Source organism: Pedobacter cryoconitis, from assembly GCF_014207135.1.
Classification (GTDB): domain Bacteria; phylum Bacteroidota; class Bacteroidia; order Sphingobacteriales; family Sphingobacteriaceae; genus Pedobacter; species Pedobacter cryoconitis_D.
In genome coordinates this window covers 199,326-214,952 of record NZ_JACHCC010000008.1, presented here as the reverse complement: position 1 = coordinate 214,952, position 15,627 = coordinate 199,326, and the positions used below count along the sequence as shown (strand labels likewise).

12 protein-coding genes are annotated in these 15,627 nt (G+C 39.5%); 9 read left to right on the top strand and 3 right to left on the bottom strand.

The window, feature by feature from the left end:
- Positions 1-31 precede the first annotated feature (31 nt).
- The 6 genes from HDF25_RS16145 (at position 32) to HDF25_RS16120 (ending at position 8,720) form a co-directional block, all read left to right on the top strand.
- A complete protein-coding gene (locus HDF25_RS16145) occupies positions 32-1,036 on the top strand; it encodes a FecR family protein (protein ID WP_184626556.1) in 1,005 nt (334 codons plus the stop codon).
- A gap of 132 nt (positions 1,037-1,168) precedes the next feature.
- Entirely contained in the window at positions 1,169-4,621 is a 3,453-nt protein-coding gene (locus HDF25_RS16140) for a SusC/RagA family TonB-linked outer membrane protein (RefSeq protein WP_184626554.1), read from the top strand.
- 13 nt (positions 4,622-4,634) lie between these two features.
- Positions 4,635-6,116 carry a SusD/RagB family nutrient-binding outer membrane lipoprotein gene (locus HDF25_RS16135; protein WP_184626552.1) on the top strand — a complete coding sequence of 494 codons (1,482 nt, stop codon included), beginning with the start codon at positions 4,635-4,637 and terminating at the stop codon, positions 6,114-6,116.
- A gap of 33 nt (positions 6,117-6,149) precedes the next feature.
- On the top strand, positions 6,150-7,433 hold the full coding sequence (locus tag HDF25_RS16130; protein WP_184626550.1) for a purple acid phosphatase family protein: 1,284 nt from the start codon (positions 6,150-6,152) through the stop codon (positions 7,431-7,433).
- Positions 7,434-7,444: 11 nt separating this feature from the next.
- Positions 7,445-8,287: a glycerophosphodiester phosphodiesterase family protein gene (locus HDF25_RS16125; protein WP_184626548.1), complete on the top strand. Its 843-nt coding sequence runs from the start codon at positions 7,445-7,447 to the stop codon at positions 8,285-8,287.
- 55 nt (positions 8,288-8,342) lie between these two features.
- Positions 8,343-8,720: a DUF2784 domain-containing protein gene (locus HDF25_RS16120; protein WP_184626546.1), complete on the top strand. Its 378-nt coding sequence runs from the start codon at positions 8,343-8,345 to the stop codon at positions 8,718-8,720.
- On the opposite strand, the gene HDF25_RS16115 is transcribed toward HDF25_RS16120, so the two are convergent.
- Positions 8,717-9,727, bottom strand: coding sequence for a LacI family DNA-binding transcriptional regulator (locus HDF25_RS16115; protein ID WP_184626545.1), 1,011 nt, complete (start codon positions 9,725-9,727; stop codon positions 8,717-8,719). The genes HDF25_RS16120 and HDF25_RS16115 overlap by 4 nt on opposite strands.
- 160 nt (positions 9,728-9,887) lie before the next feature.
- Here HDF25_RS16115 and HDF25_RS16110 point away from each other — a divergent pair, with 160 nt between their 5' ends.
- The 3 genes from HDF25_RS16110 to HDF25_RS16100 are packed head-to-tail and all read left to right on the top strand — an operon-like array spanning position 9,888 to position 13,635.
- On the top strand, positions 9,888-11,324 hold the full coding sequence (locus tag HDF25_RS16110) for a mannitol dehydrogenase family protein (protein ID WP_184626543.1): 1,437 nt from the start codon (positions 9,888-9,890) through the stop codon (positions 11,322-11,324).
- Positions 11,325-11,361: 37 nt separating this feature from the next.
- The gene (locus HDF25_RS16105; protein WP_184626541.1) at positions 11,362-12,687 is read left to right on the top strand and encodes an MFS transporter; all 1,326 of its coding nucleotides are present in this window, start codon (positions 11,362-11,364) and stop codon (positions 12,685-12,687) included.
- A gap of 24 nt (positions 12,688-12,711) precedes the next feature.
- The gene (locus HDF25_RS16100) at positions 12,712-13,635 is read left to right on the top strand and encodes a carbohydrate kinase family protein (protein ID WP_184626539.1); all 924 of its coding nucleotides are present in this window, start codon (positions 12,712-12,714) and stop codon (positions 13,633-13,635) included.
- Here HDF25_RS16100 and HDF25_RS16095 read toward each other — a convergent pair.
- Both HDF25_RS16095 and HDF25_RS16090 read right to left on the bottom strand, forming a co-directional pair.
- Positions 13,616-14,578, bottom strand: a complete 963-nt coding sequence (locus HDF25_RS16095; RefSeq protein WP_184626537.1) for an erythromycin esterase family protein — start codon at positions 14,576-14,578, stop codon at positions 13,616-13,618. The two genes, HDF25_RS16100 and HDF25_RS16095, sit on opposite strands and share 20 nt — an antisense overlap.
- Before the next feature lie 76 nt (positions 14,579-14,654).
- Positions 14,655-15,530 carry a hypothetical protein gene (locus HDF25_RS16090; protein WP_184626535.1) on the bottom strand — a complete coding sequence of 292 codons (876 nt, stop codon included), beginning with the start codon at positions 15,528-15,530 and terminating at the stop codon, positions 14,655-14,657.
- Positions 15,531-15,627: the final 97 nt, after the last annotated feature.

The window sequence follows — 15,627 nt, the reverse complement described above, 5'->3', positions numbered from 1 at the left end:
TTATTGTCTTGTTACTATATAAATCGTAGTAATGAACCAAGAGAACTGGAAAATTATACTGGCATACTTATCAGATCAGGAAAACGAAGAAAAGAGAAAGCTGCTTAACGAATGGCTGGCCACAGACCCGCTGCATCAGCAACAGCTTGAGCAGGCCACATGGTTATGGAAACAAACGGCGACTATTCCTGCAAATGACGAATGGAAAGATAGTTTTCAGGTTATTCAGAAAACTGTTCAAAACCAGGGCCGTAAAAAAACAGTTAAAATCTGGCCTATGGTGGCTATTGCTTCTGCAGTTGCAGCCGCGATTATAGGTGGCCTGTTTATCTTTTTATATAAAAATGCAATTCCAGCTCAACCAGCTTTAATAACATGGATAAGCAAAACTGCAAAACCAGGAAAAGTACTGAATATACACTTGCCTGACAGCAGCGAAATCTGGCTTAATTCAGGTAGTAGCATTAGTTATCCTGAAAATCTGAAACATGCAGCACTGAGAACAGTAAAATTAACAGGGGAAGCCTTTTTTAAAGTAAAAAGAGATCCTGCTCATCCTTTCGTGGTTAAATCCCTCAACCTTCAAACCCGTGTCCTGGGTACAAGTTTTAACATCCGTGCATGGCAAGGTCATGATGCTGAAGTAACTGTGCTTACGGGTAAGGTGGCTGTATCTCAGGATTCGGCCGGTAGGCAGTCTGCCGCCATTCATCTGTTACCCAATCAAAAGGCAGTGTACCAGCCAAATTCTGCTACGCTCTCTCTTGAAAATATTGACGAAGCCACATTGGCTACCAGCTGGACAACAGGCAAAATGGAGTTTGATCAGCTGCCATTGAAAGAAGTGTTTGAAACTATAGAAAGGAAATATGCAGTTCAGCTGATCACAACCGGGAATTATCGGAACTGCAGGCTGACCGCACATTTCAAGAATGTAAGCCTGACAGAAGTATTGAAAACCCTGAAGCTGACTTTAGGTATTCATTATACAATCAACAATAATATTATTTATATAAAAGGAGGTACATGTAACTAAACAGCTATTCAAAAAAATAGCCACAGCATGTTGACGCATGCTATGGCTAAGAATCTTTGCAAAGAGATGTTGACGCATCCCGGAGCATTATCAATTTATTTTAACCCATCAATGATTAAAACACCCAAAGTTATGAAAAAGTCCGTTGTGACTAATCAATTAATTTTTAAAGTAATGCGCTTTCTTACTCTCATTTATATCCTGATTTGTTTTGCGCTCGTTGCCGGCCAGGCATCGCCTTTAGAGGCACAGGAGTTAAACAGCAGAGTGAGCCTTGATTTTAAACGCGGTACGTTAAAAGAGCTGCTGAAAAGCATAGAAAAGAAGACCAGTTTCACATTTATTTACACGAATAAAGACGTTGCCTTAAATCAACAGATTAATGCTGTAAAAGCAGATAATGAGCCGGTTAGTGTTTTGCTTAACCGGGTTTTGACACCTGTACAGCTGACGTATATCGTGCAGCACGATCAGATAATTATTAAAAAAGCAGTTCGACTTAAAGGAAAAGTGACCGATGAGAAGGGTTTGCCCATACCAGGAGCCAGTGTATTTGAAAAAGGGAGTACACATGGTACGACTACAGATTTTAAAGGTGATTACAGTCTGAATGTTCAGCAGTCATCCGCTACAATCATTTTTCGGATGATTGGTTTTCAATCTAAAGAAGTGGCACTCAACGGAGCAGTAACCCTTAATGTAAGTTTAACAACCGATCAGACCGCATTGTCCGAGGTTGTTGTCACAGCATTAGGAATCAGGCGTGCAGAAAAGGCCCTGGGTTATTCCATTGCTACCCTAAAGGGAGAGGAACTGAATACAGTAAAAGAAGTGAACGTAGTTAATTCACTGGCTGCTAAGATACCAGGTGTAAACATTGTAAGTACAGGTTCTGATCCAGGTTCTACAGCCCTGATTACGATCCGTGGTCAATCATCTATTGCAACTGATAATCAGCCATTGTTTGTTGTAGATGGGGTTCCGGTTGCACATTCTCTGAGGGCTCCTGCTTCTGTAGGCCGTTCATCTGTCGACTATGGTAGTCCGGTTGCAGATATCAGCCCTGATGATATTGAAAGTATAACAGTTCTTAAAGGGGCAAGTGCAGCGGCTTTATATGGCAGCAGAGCGGGTAGTGGGGTAGTCCTCATTACTACAAAAAGTGGCTCCAGGGATAAAAAAGGTCTTGGAGTGAGTTTTAATTCCAATGCCATGTTTGACCAGGCCTGGCTCTTTCCTCATTTTCAGAGCCAGTTTGGTGCAGGTAACTATACGGATGACCCTGCTGCTTCCACTTCCGGTGCATGGGGGCCGCGCCTGGATATGGGTAGACAGCATCTGCAATGGAATAGCCCTCTGGATGTCAATGGAAAGCCGATACCAACAGATTGGGTTTCTCATCCGGACAATGCAAAGGATTTTTTCAGGACAGGTTCTACCTATACCAATAATATCGCTGTGAGTGGTAAAAATGCAGATGGAAATTACAGGCTGTCTTACACCAATCTTGTAAATAAAGGGATAGTCCCTAATACCGACCTGACAAGAAATACACTTAATCTTGCAGCAACTTATATTCTAAATCCAAGAGTGAAGATCAGTACCAATTTTGGTTACGTTAAAAACGCGAGTAATAATCGTCCTTCGGCTTATCGGGAAAGTGTTACACAGATGGTTTATTCCATGCCTTCCAATATGAATATCAATGACCTTAAAAATTACTGGCAACCAGGAAGAGAAGGTATTCAGCAGTTCTCTCCTGATGATTCAGATAATCCATATTTCGTTGCCTATGAGCATATTAATGCCTATGACAGGAATCGTATAACAGGAAATGTACAGGCTACTATAGATCTGTTTAAAGATCTGAGTTTAATGGTACGCACAGGACTGGATATGTATAATGAGGAACATGAAACTAAACGTCCTTTCAGCTCTAAAAGGTTTAAACAAGGTGGGTATAGTGTTGATAATAATTACTTTAGTGAAAGCAACACAGATTTCCTGCTGAGTTACAGAAAGACCCTTAACCAGAGCTGGTCTTTTGGGGTATCTTTTGGTGGTAATCAAATGAGTCAGACCAACCGGAGTACCGCTCAGGGAACAGAAAGTCTGAGTATCCCTGGTGTTTATAATATTGGCAATGCACAGGCAGGAACAATAGTTAATGCACAATACAATTCGCGTAAACACATCAACAGTTTTTACGGATTAGGGCAGGCATCCTTTAAAGATATGGTGTTTCTCGATGTCACAGGTAGAAATGACTGGTCCAGTACTTTACCGGCTCAGAGCAATTCCTATTTTTATCCTTCCGTTTCTTTGAGTACAATTTTAACAGATTTGTTAAAGATAAAATCCTCTGTCCTGTCTTTTGCGAAAATCAGAGCCAACTGGGCACAAGTAGGAAGTGATACAGACCCTTACCAGCTGTATAACAGTATTCCTTTTAACCAGGACTGGGGAGATGTAAAAAGAGCAACTACAGAGTTTAATCTCAAGAATAATTTCCTGAAACCAGAAATAGCGACCTCTTATGAGTTTGGTACAGACCTCCGTTTTCTGAAGGGTAGAATAGGTCTTGATGTAACCTGGTATAAAACCAATAAAAGAAACCAGATTATTAATATTCCTACTACTATTGCTTCAGGTTCCTCCAATCGGCTGATCAATGCAGGTAATATTCAGAATAGCGGATGGGAAATTGGTTTGAATGCAGTGCCGGTTCAGGGAGCTTTCAAATGGGAACTGAATGCGAATTTCACTAAAAATAATAATAAAGTGATCTCCCTGACACCAGGTTTATCTGAATATTCCATGGGGAGTGCCGACGGAGACAATATCAGGTATCTGATTAAAGAAGGTACTAAAATAGGTGATTTCTATACCCCAAGTTATACTAAAGTTCCTGCTGGTCCTTATGCTGGTCAGGCCTTACTGGATAAAAATGGACATTATATAAGGAATACGGCCGAGTATATAAAAGTTGGAAACTACAATCCTGATTTTACAGTGGGATTTAGTAATACTTTCAGCTATAAGAATTTCACCCTTAATTTCCTGCTGGACTGGCGTAAAGGTGGCGAGTTTTATTCTTATGTCGTGAAAAATTTATTGACAGCCGGCTTTACCGATAATACCCTTACAGGTAGAGACGCACAGACCGGAGGTTTGCCATGGACAGATTCACAGGGTCTGAAAAGGAATGATGGAATGATTATCAAAGGATATGTAGCCAATGGTGACGGTACCTATAAAGAGAATAATGTAATCATAGCTGCATCAGATTTTTACGACAATACCTACAATAAATTTTATGAGCGTCTGACTTATTCCGCTTCCTTCCTTAAAATTCGTGAGGCCTCTTTAACTTATGTTTTTGGTAAGAATTTTTCACATAAACTCCCTGTCACCAATTTATCTGTTTCCCTGATCGGCAGAAACCTTTATACCTGGACAGCAAACGGTTTAGGTTATGATCCCGAAACTACAATGAGTATCAGCGATGGATTTAAACAAGGTGTAGGACACTGGACTTTGCCGGGAACACGCTCTTATGGAGTGAAATTAAGTTGTAATTTTTAAAGTATAGCAGAAAATGAAATTCAAAGATAAAACCATTTTAATATTGTTTTTAGCCGTGTTTGCCAGTTGTAAAAAAGACTTTGACAAGATTAATACTAACCCAAATTCGCCGGTAACGACCAATACAGAGTTTTTAATGTCCGATGTTATTGTCTCTTCGGCTTATGCTTATCAGGAAAATGCTGTAGACCGCAGACCAGCTTCCGCCGCAAGATATCTCACACTGGTACGGAATACCGGATACGACCTGTTCGTATGGGGGCCGGTTGACTGGGGGGATATTTATTCCCGTCTGGCAGTAAATAAAACCCTGATGGAAACTGCTGCCGGAAGAGGTGAAAATCAATACATTGCTATTGGCAAAATTATGAAAGCCTTTAATTTTGGTTATCTGACAGATCTGTACGGAGATGTTCCTTATGCTCAGGCTTTAAAATCTAAAGAAAGCAATATCATCCATCCGGAATATGATAAACAGGAAAATATCTATCCTGATTTGCTGAAGGAACTCCGCGATGCAAATGACCTTTTGAAAAATTCTACAGCTGAAATCAATGTAAAAGGGGATGTTCTGTATAAAGGAAAGACTTTGCAGTGGCGTAAATTTGCCAATACACTTCGTCTGAGAATGTTACTCCGTATATCGAAAGTTTATCCGCAGGCATTTACTGAGATGCAGGAAATTATCAGTAATCCCGTAAACTACCCTGTTTTTGAAAATAGTAATGATAATGCAGAAATGGTTTACCTGGGCACTACTGCGGGTTATAGCTGGCCGGGAGGTCCTTTAGCTATGATCGACTTCGATTACCTGAAAACGAAAGTGAGTAAGGAATTGGTGGATAGATTAATACAGCGGAATGATCCAAGACTGGGCGTGTGGGTGGAACCTGTTAAAAGTACAGTTGGTTCAACTGTAGATTTCAATAAATATGTCGGGGTTCCCAATGCTATAGATGCACCTTCTAATTACAATGGAGGAGAGGATCATGTATCCACCTTTTCCAGTTCTTTCTTTAGAAAAAACGGAGGAAGTACCAATCCGGCACTTAAAGCAAGTTTTATCACTTATACAGAAATGTGCTTTATTCTGGCAGAAGCTATGCAGCTCGGAAAAATTACTGTTCCAGGTGAAACGGCAGAATCTATGTATTATAAGGGCATCAGGGAGTCAATGAGTGCTTATGGCGTGGGAACGGTTGCTGCTACAGGAAATTATTATGATCAGTCACTGGTCAAATACAATGGTACTTTAGAACAATTGATAACCCAAAAATGGCTTGCTATGTTGTTTAAGGGAGCAGAAGGATGGTTTGATCAGCGCCGTACAGGTTTTCCCGCATTTGTGCCCGGCCCGCTTGCCGGTGGTTCCGGTATTCCTAAACGTTACGTTTATCCGGATGCTGAAAGTGCACTGAATAATGATAATTACAAAAAAGCAATCAGTGTATTCGGAACAGATGTCGAATCGACCCTGATGTGGTATTTAAAATAAACTGTCTGAAATAACTTCTAATTATAACTAATCATGAATTTTTTTAAAAAATTAATATATCTGTTCGTCTTTTTCATTGCTGCTTTGTTTGATCGTGTTAAGGCACAGGACTTTATGCCGAAAAAATATCCTGACCGGGTGATCCTTACCTGGACAGAGAACCCTGCTGTGAGCCAAACTGTGACCTGGCGCACAGATACAACCATTCTGGCTGCTAAAGCTCAGATCAAAGCAGAAGATGCAAGCCCGTCAATGGAAGAAGCGATTACGAGTTATGATGCAGATTCACGTTTGTTAGCCGGAGGTAATGCTTATACAACAACTAATTATCATCATGTTACTTTTAAAAATCTGAAACCTGGTACCGTATATGCTTACCGCGTAGGGGCAGGTGAATACTGGAGTGAATGGTTTCAGTTTACGACAGCAGCCGAGTCCAATAAACCTTTCTCGTTTATTTACCTTGGTGATGCACAGAATGATATCCGGTCTAAATGGTCGAGGGTAATCCGCAAGGCATTTTCACATCAGCCCGATGCTAGATTTATTATCCATACCGGTGACCTGATTAACCGTTCCAATGATGATAAGGAGTGGGGAGAGTGGCATTATGGCGGCGGATTTATTAATGGCATGATTCCAAGTATCCCTTCACCTGGGAACCATGAATATGTCAGAAATACGAAAAGAGAATTAGTCTTAGATCCGCATTGGGCTGCACAATATACTTTACCTGCAAATGGCCCCAAAGGATTAGAAAGCTCTGTTTATTATGTAGACTACCAGAACGTAAGGGTAATTTCACTCGATTCTCAGTTGATCATTCTGGATGAGGCTGCTGCTAAACTGCAATTCCAGTGGCTGGAAAAAGTTCTGAAGGAGAATACTAATCTCTGGACTGTGATTACCTTTCATCATCCCATCTTCTCTACGGCTAAAAGCAGGGATAACAAAGAATTCAGAGAAAGATTTAAGCCTTTGTTTGACCGTTATCATGTTGATCTTGTGCTTCAGGGACATGACCATACTTATAGCCGCGGTCAAAACCTGCCGCGTGGACTTTCAGGAAGAGAAGCTGGTGGCCCTGTTTACCTCGTTTCTGTTGCAGGACCTAAAATGTATAAAGTTGACGGATCTAAATGGATGAATGTCTCCCTCGAAAATACTCAACTTTTTCAGCTGGTTCATGTCAATGGGGAAGAGCTGAAATTCGAAGCTTATAAAACTTCAGGAGAGCTTTTTGATGCGTTCTCGCTAAAAAAGGAGAATAGAAATCAGGCGGCAGAATTCATCGAGCTCAATCATTCCAGTAAATAATTAAAGAAAATATGGATTTAAAAAGAACAATATTCGCGACAATGTTCAGCTGCCTGAGTCTGTTTGTATCTGGACAGCAGATAACTGCAACTCTTCCTGAATCTAAACATGATCTGGTAGTGATTGCACACCGTGGTAGTCATTTAGTGAAGCCAGAAAACACTATCGCAGCGATCGAAGAAGCTATTCAGCTAGGTGCTGATTATGTTGAGATTGATTTACGGACGACCAGAGATGGTTACCTTGTACTGAGTCATAATGAAAGCGTAGATCAGCAGACCAATGGGAAGGGGAAGGTCAGGGACTTAAAACTGGAAGAAATTCAAAAACTGACGGTAAACAGCAAAGATGGAATGATTTACAGGGTACCAGTTTTCAGTGAAGTTCTGAAAACCTGCAAAAATAAGATTAATATTTATCTCGATTTTAAAGACGCTGATGTTGAACAGGCATACCGGGAAATCAAAGCTGCGGGGATGGAAAAACAAATATTGGTTTACTTAAATAAGGCTGGACAGGGGGAAGACTGGAAAAGAATAGCTCCAAAGATTCCATTGATGGCTGGTATACCGGTAAACATCAGGACAAAAGAAGATCTAAAGGTTTTTTTGCAAAAGACAAACATACAAGCTTCGGATAGATTAGCAGATCCGATGTTGATGCCTGCTTTAAAAGAAAATGGAATCAGCGTATTTCTCGATGTCCAGAATGGAATTGAAGATCCTGCCCGGTGGGATGCCGCATTGAATAAAGGAGTGCAGGGTTTACAAACCGATCATCCGGCTGCTTTAATCCAGTATCTGAAGGACCATAAATTACGTCATGAAGTTATAGTGACGCCTGCTAAACAATAAAATTTAAATAAACACAGGAAGTCTTATATTTATATAAGGCTTCCTATATTGAATTATGTTTTATCAATTCCTGGATTATTTTTTCACATTACTTCATATCATTATTATTGGATTTAATCTACTAGGCTGGATATGGCCCGCAACAAGGAAACTCCACTGTGTCGTTATCGGGCTTACTTTGGGTTGCTGGTTAATTCTGGGAATCTGGTATGGCCTGGGGTATTGTCCGATTACTGACTGGCAGTGGCAGATTAAGGAGAAATTAGGTGAACATAACCTTCCGAACTCCTTTATTAAATATTACGCTGATAAAATCTCTGGGAGAGACATTCCTTCTTTATTTATTGATACCATGACTGGAGTTAGTTTCGCATTGGCGATAATTATAACAATTTATGTCAATTTTATCCGTAGAAAGAAATATATTTTTTAACCCAGGGTAGAGGCCCTGTAGATCAATTTTGCATCCATTACAATTGTTTTGCTTGGACTTTCAATATCCTTGATCTTCTCTAAAACTAAACCGGCAGCAATTTCACCCATTTCAACCAGCGGTTGCTCCACACTGGTTAGCTGTGGATGTACAATGGTTGCTAATTCCGTTCCTGAAAAACTTGCAATAGCTACTTCTTCAGGTATTTTGATGTGCTGCTCAAGGAGATAGTTCATTGCACCAATGGCCAGGGTATCGGTGAAGGCAAAAATACTGTCAAATTCAATTTTTTTGTCTACTAATTGTTGAGCGGCACTTCTTCCATGTTCAAAGGTGGCACCTTCGGTTTTTACCATCAGATCCGGATCAAAAATGCCATGTTTGGTTAATATCCGTTTATAGCCCATTGCTCTTTCGGTCGAATTACGGATCGTAGAAGGCCCCATAATATGGGCGATTCTTTTTCGTCCGGTATCAATCAAATGTTCTATCATCAGAGAGGCTTTGATGTTATCGTTTACCATTACTTTTGAAGCATCTAATGACTTACCCGGGATCCTGTCAAAAAAGACAAGAGGAATCCCGCGGTCCATGATTTGCTGATACAAATCCTGATTATAGCTCTTGTGACACAAATTGATAATGATACCATCCACATTAAACTCTTCCAGGAGCAGCAAATTTTTTCTTTCTATCAAAGGGTTTTCATCCGATTCTGTAATGATTACCCGGTAGCCTAATGGATATAAGATGTTCTGAATACCCCGCAACACCTTTGAAGTAAAAGGAGTGATCATTTCCGGGACTACAAAACCTATATTTTTAGATTGGCCGTACTTCAGATTTAATGCTGTAGGATTAGGTCTGTATCCGAGTTTTTCGACTGCATCCAATACCTTTTTCTTCGTGTCCGGATGGATGTTTTTATCATTCACCAAAGCCCTGGATATGGTTGAGGTAGATAATAATAAATGCTTAGCCAGATCTTTAATCGTGATACGCTTCATAGGTTCAGCTGATTTGGTTTTTGTCAAAACTAGCAAAAACAAACCTATATGGGAACGTTACCAAAATTTTGGTAACGTTCCCATGCGTATTTTCTGAGTTTACATGCTGTAATCACAGGTCTGTTGCTCTAAGTTTGATTAACCAAATAGAGGATTTAGTATGAATGTAGAGCACTACAGTTACGAGCGTAAAAATATCCAGGCAGGTATTTTACATATTGGTGTAGGTAATTTTCACCGCGCCCATCAGGCATTTTACACAGATCAGTTATTGAAAGATGAAGACCAAAGTAAATGGGGCATTTGTGGGGTCTGTTTATTACCATCGGACGAAAAGATCGTTAAAAATTTGAGATCTCAAAATCTGGATTATACCTTAACAGTATGTGGAAGAGATGGCCAGGATAAAATCTATCAGGTAGGTTCATTAAAAGAATTACTATGGGCAGTTGAGGACCCGCAGGCGGTTCTGGATAAAATTGCAGAAAATGCAGTTAAAATCATTACTCTGACAATTACTGAAGGGGGGTATAACCTTGATAAAGCGACAAACAAGTTTATTCTCGAAGATGAAAAGATAAAGCATGACCTCGCAAATCCAGGTCACCCTGTCACTGTTTTTGGTTTTATTGCTGAGGGACTTCGTCTGCGCAGAACTAAAGGAAGTGGTGGTATTACTATTCTTTCCTGTGATAACCTGCAGCATAATGGAAATACTGCTAAAAGTGCTTTTATGGCATTTATAACGGCTCAGGATAAAGATCTGGCCGAATGGGTTAAAGTAAATGTTAGCTTCCCCAATAGCATGGTTGACCGGATTACTCCAGCTACAATGCCTGAAGATGTAGAAAGGTTGAACAAAAAAAGCGGATTGACCGATCTGACTCCTGTCTATTGTGAAGATTTTATTCAGTGGGTAATAGAAGACAATTTTATTGCCGGAAGACCGGCCTGGGAACGTGTAGGAGTAGAGTTTGCAGCTGATGTAACAGCTTTTGAAAACATGAAACTGAGCCTGCTGAATGCAGCACATACCTTGTTGTCTTATCCGTCTTTTCTTAAAGGCTATCGTAAGGTAGACCAGGCCATGCAAGATGAAGATATCATTCAATACGTACGTGATTTTATGGATATCGATATCACGCCTCTGGTACCAGCTCCTCAGGGTACAGATTTAGAAGAATACAAACGGATTCTTCTGGAAAGATTTGCCAACCGTTCAGTAAGTGACCAGCTTAGCAGGTTATGTTTTGACGGGATTTCAAAGTTTCCGGTATATGTGATGCCAAATTTAATGAAGATGCTCAAAAATGGGCAGAATCTCAAAAGATTAGCGTTTCTGATTGCGGCTTACAGACATTATCTTAAGTATCAAAAAGATGATCACGGGCTCTCTTATACGATAGCCGAACCCTGGTTAACTCCGGCTGATGAAAAATATATCGCCAGCAATGAACCGATTGATTTCCTGAACCTATCTGCTTTTAAAAGCACAGACTTAAAGACGGCGACCGATTTTGTTGGATTGTACAGCCTGTTTGTAAGTAAGCTTAAAGAGGAAGGCATTAAATCAGTACTTCAGGCTATAGTGGCTTAGTACCATCAGGCTAATTTGAATCTCAATCTGTAAAATTATGGAAACAAAAGTTCGCAATGGCATACTGCCATTTGCAATAGTTACTTTTATTTACTTTGTAGTAGGGTTTTTAACTACGGTAAATGAGCAGCTGCAAGCCCCTTTAAAATTCGCTTTTTTAGCTGAAGCCGGAAATCTAAAAAATACATTCACCACTTTTATTTCTTTCTTTTTCTTTTTAGGGTATCTGTTGAATGGAACCCGGGCCAGTAAATGGGTAAACCTCTTTGGCTACAAAAATACCATCATCCGTGGCCTTATATTTATGATTTCAGGGTTACTGATGTATTTATGCTCTTCGTGGTTTGGTGATCAATATTCACACTTTTCCCTTCATTTTGGTAATGTAGCGTTGCCTTACGGTTTTATTATCTTTATCATAGGGTCTTATCTGATGGGTACTTCTGCCGCAGTTATTCAGGTAGTGGTAAACCCCTATGTGGCTTCTTATGAATTGCCTGGTACACAGCCAGTACAACGTTTAAATATTACTACAGCAATCAATTCGATAGGCACAACCTCCGCACCATTTTTCGTAACCGTTGTCATGTTTAGCGGTATCTCCATAGCGAATATCGAAATTAAACAATTGCTATTGCCACTTATTGCCCTGATTGGCTGCGTTGTTCTGGTTACTTTGATTACCAGTAAACTTCATCTGCCGGACATCGCGAATACCAGGGCTACTGCCGGAGAAAAACTAGAAAAAAGCATTTGGTCTTTCCGGCATTTTGCACTAGGGGTGCTGGCCATTTTCTTTTATGTAGGTACGGAAGTGTCCATCGGTGCCAATATCAATCTCCATGCTTTTGAACTGATGGATTCAGGCCATCCGATGACCTTCTTTGGTAAGACAGATATCATTATCGGGGGAGTGGATCTGGGGATACATGCTCTTCTATCTACCCTGTACTGGGGAGGGTTTCTGGTAGGAAGAGCTATCTCCAGTTTTTTTAGTAAGATTTCTGCAAAGACACAATTGGCTACTACAACTATACTGGCCGCAATTCTAGCTATTATAGCCATGGTTACACAAAACCTTTGGTTCCTGGTTGCTATCGGACTTTTACATTCTACGATGTGGAGTTGTATTTTTTCACTTTCGATAAAAGGTTTGAACAAATATACCTCTAAAGCTTCAGGAGTATTTATCTCTGCGGTATTTGGTGGTGCCGTGTTTACGCTTGTTCAGGGAGGGTTGGCAGATATTTTAGGGTCCTGGAGATGGACCTGGTGGATGACTGTAGTATGTGAACTGCTCATGTTATCCTATGCCTTATTAGGATCCCGTATCAGGGAGAAGGATCTGATGGGGGGAAAATAACAATTGAATAATTAAAAAATTACAATGGAAGGAAATAGAATTAAAGTAGCCTGTTTTGGAGAAGTTTTATGGGATATATTTCCAGGAGGTCAGAGGAGGGCAGGAGGTGCACCATTTAATGTTGCCTACCACCTTTTCAAAATGGGAATTGATGCAAATATGATTAGTAGTGTTGGTAATGATGAACTTGGACACCAGTTATTAGATCAGATTAAAAACTGGCATATTTCAACCGCTGGTATCCAGGTCAGCGATGTACATCCTACCAGTACGGTAGTAGCTACAATGGACGAAAATAATGATGCACAGTATGATATTGTTCAGGATGTAGCCTGGGATTTTATTGAAGTCAGACGAGCAGATCAACAATTGCTTCATACGACGGACGCGCTGGTGTTTGGCAGTTTGGCTACGCGTAACGAAAAATCTAAAAATACCTTATTTGAATTAATTGAGGCAAGTGCCTACAATGTCTTTGATATTAATTTAAGACCACCATATTATGATGTACAGATTATCAAAGATCTGTTATATAAAACGCAACTCGCCAAATTCAATAAAGCAGAGCTGCGTATGATGCTGGATTTTTTAGGTAAGACCTATGATAGTGAAAAAGACAGTATAAACTATTTGCAGGATACATTTGGTATGCATGAGATCATTATTTCTAAAGGAAGTAAAGGAGCGCTTTATGCGCATGGCGATGACTTTTATTTGTACCCCACGGTACCCATTGAGGTAAAAGATACGGTTGGCAGTGGCGACTCCTTTTTAGCTGGTTTTTTGTCGAAAAGATTAGAAAGAGGAACTTCCGCAGATCAGATTATGCATCAGGCAGTTTCGTTGGGTGCTTTTGTTACCGCACGTGAGGGGGCTTGTCCTGAATATACATTGGAGGAGTTTATTGCCTTCAGAGAGAGCCATCCCTTTACTGTAAATCTAATTTAACAGATGCAGTTGTCTCCCGGATAAAAATAAGCCCGTCGAAATCCAAACCAGGACGAATAGGAAGGGATTTATCGGTCTGTTCTTTCCAGGATGAATAAATATTGGTAATTGTGTTTTTCGATCCTGAAAACGGGCTGGACTTTACATTAAAAGGGATGAAAAAAACGGGATATTTTGCTTTGGCGAAAAGAGCAGTAAAAGAACCTTCTTTAGCGACAAAATCATGTTTTATAAAACCATCCTCACCCAGTACACTAACTGAACCTTTATAGGTGTCAAAACCTAGGCCATAGTAGTTTTTAGCGAATTTCTGTTTCAGATAATAACCCATTCCCTGGTAGTTTGCCATGGTTGTATCTTTTGCCAGATGTACGTTGTGGCTCCAGATAATAGTTTTGTTACCTGATTTTTGTTGGGCCTGAATAACTTCATCAGCCATCAGTTTGTCGCGTTCCAAAGGAATGCCTGCGTAGTCTGGTTTATCAAAGCCAAATACATTTACTTTTTGAACAGCGGGTTGTTTTGCATTATATGCTCTTATAAATTGAAAAAGCTGAAAAAATTCTTTGGTATTATAGAGGCCCATTTTCGACACGAATTCTTTTAAATTGCCTTTGCCATTTAGTACATATTGATTGATAGAATCGACTGTAGAAGTGTGCATTTCAAACCCGAGGCTCTTATAATTAAGCTGGGTAACCAGGTATTTGATGATACGGCTTTTTTGATCAAAGAATTCTTTCGTGCCATGAGATGCTTCTCCAAGACCGATTATTGAGTTTCCTTTCAGCTCATCCGATAAGAATGATAACTCATTCATGGCTGAGTCTGATGATAAAGGATGGACGTTTTTATTAATCCAATTTATGTTTTTGTCTTGTGAATAGCTTCTGCCGACAGAAGAAAGGATCAGGATCAAAATGAGGATGTAATTTTTTTTCATAAAAGAAAGGTTTATAAATGGTTTCTTTTACAGATGCAATTGTTTTCCTGATTCCATAATTTGAATTTTACATCTATTATTTGATATAGAAATATTCTATAATTCCAATTTGAAAGGTGCCACTATATAGGATTTGTTTCGATAATTGGCCGTCATTATTGTAGCTATTTACGAATCTTGTGGACCAGCTTTCCGGAACACCTGGGTTATGGGTTTTTGTATATTCTACTATCCGCCCTTTTTCATCATATTGATATTGTCCTTCATAATATGGTCCAAAATGATAGGTAATATTAGTAGCCTTAATAAGATTGTTTTTTGAATTATAAACGTATTTTATAGTATAGTTAACAGTATTTTTTGCATCGGGTAATATCTCCGAAAGCTCAGTAATGTTCTTGTTATCATCATATTTAAAGAAGTGACTATAAAACTCTGTACCAGCTGGGCTACCCACTTCATCCGTTACACTGTAACAGGTGATTTTTGATTTCATGCCGTTGCTTCCATAAAAATAAACATATCTGCCAGATAATTTGCTTGTTTGATTATCATATATTGTAACTTCGGAAGTGTCCCCTTTACTGGTATATGTCAATTTGACCTTAACATCAACCTGATGAATAGCCTTGGCGATACTTAGCACATCTTCTTCGACTATCCTGTTGTTTTCATATTTATAGGTTGATTTTTGAAGAGTGTTGTCAACAGTGTCGACTAAATCAGTACCAAATACGCGATACAAATACAATGTTAAATGACCACTATTATCGAAGGATTTACTACTCAACAAAAACCTTTTGGAAGGTACTAACTGTTCATTTTCATAAGGAGTAAGAAATGATTCTATCTTTGAATACCTGACAGGTTCCGGGGTGATTTCTGGTTTGCCTTTTTTGCAGGAGTATAATGTAATAACAGATAGTGTAATTAATATTAATTTTATTTTCATTGTGTTGATTTAGAGCGTAATTTTTAAAGATAGTTGAACCGAAGTATTAAAAAAGAATTTGATTGCTTTTTTATTCTAATTTTGCGCACGAATAATA

Bases quoted from the DNA above. Each gene is read 5' to 3' on its own strand.
- HDF25_RS16110 (WP_184626543.1), top strand. From the start codon at position 9,888: ATGAATGTAGAGCACTACAGTTACGAGCGTAAAAATATCCAGGCAGGT.
- HDF25_RS16130 (WP_184626550.1), top strand. From the start codon at position 6,150: ATGAATTTTTTTAAAAAATTAATATATCTGTTCGTCTTTTTCATTGCT.
- HDF25_RS16095 (WP_184626537.1), bottom strand. From the start codon at position 14,578: ATGAAAAAAAATTACATCCTCATTTTGATCCTGATCCTTTCTTCTGTC.
- HDF25_RS16115 (WP_184626545.1), bottom strand. From the start codon at position 9,727: ATGAAGCGTATCACGATTAAAGATCTGGCTAAGCATTTATTATTATCT.
- HDF25_RS16140 (WP_184626554.1), top strand. From the start codon at position 1,169: ATGAAAAAGTCCGTTGTGACTAATCAATTAATTTTTAAAGTAATGCGC.
- HDF25_RS16120 (WP_184626546.1), top strand. From the start codon at position 8,343: ATGTTTTATCAATTCCTGGATTATTTTTTCACATTACTTCATATCATT.
- HDF25_RS16090 (WP_184626535.1), bottom strand. From the start codon at position 15,530: ATGAAAATAAAATTAATATTAATTACACTATCTGTTATTACATTATAC.
- HDF25_RS16145 (WP_184626556.1), top strand. From the start codon at position 32: ATGAACCAAGAGAACTGGAAAATTATACTGGCATACTTATCAGATCAG.
- HDF25_RS16105 (WP_184626541.1), top strand. From the start codon at position 11,362: ATGGAAACAAAAGTTCGCAATGGCATACTGCCATTTGCAATAGTTACT.
- HDF25_RS16100 (WP_184626539.1), top strand. From the start codon at position 12,712: ATGGAAGGAAATAGAATTAAAGTAGCCTGTTTTGGAGAAGTTTTATGG.
- HDF25_RS16135 (WP_184626552.1), top strand. From the start codon at position 4,635: ATGAAATTCAAAGATAAAACCATTTTAATATTGTTTTTAGCCGTGTTT.
- HDF25_RS16125 (WP_184626548.1), top strand. From the start codon at position 7,445: ATGGATTTAAAAAGAACAATATTCGCGACAATGTTCAGCTGCCTGAGT.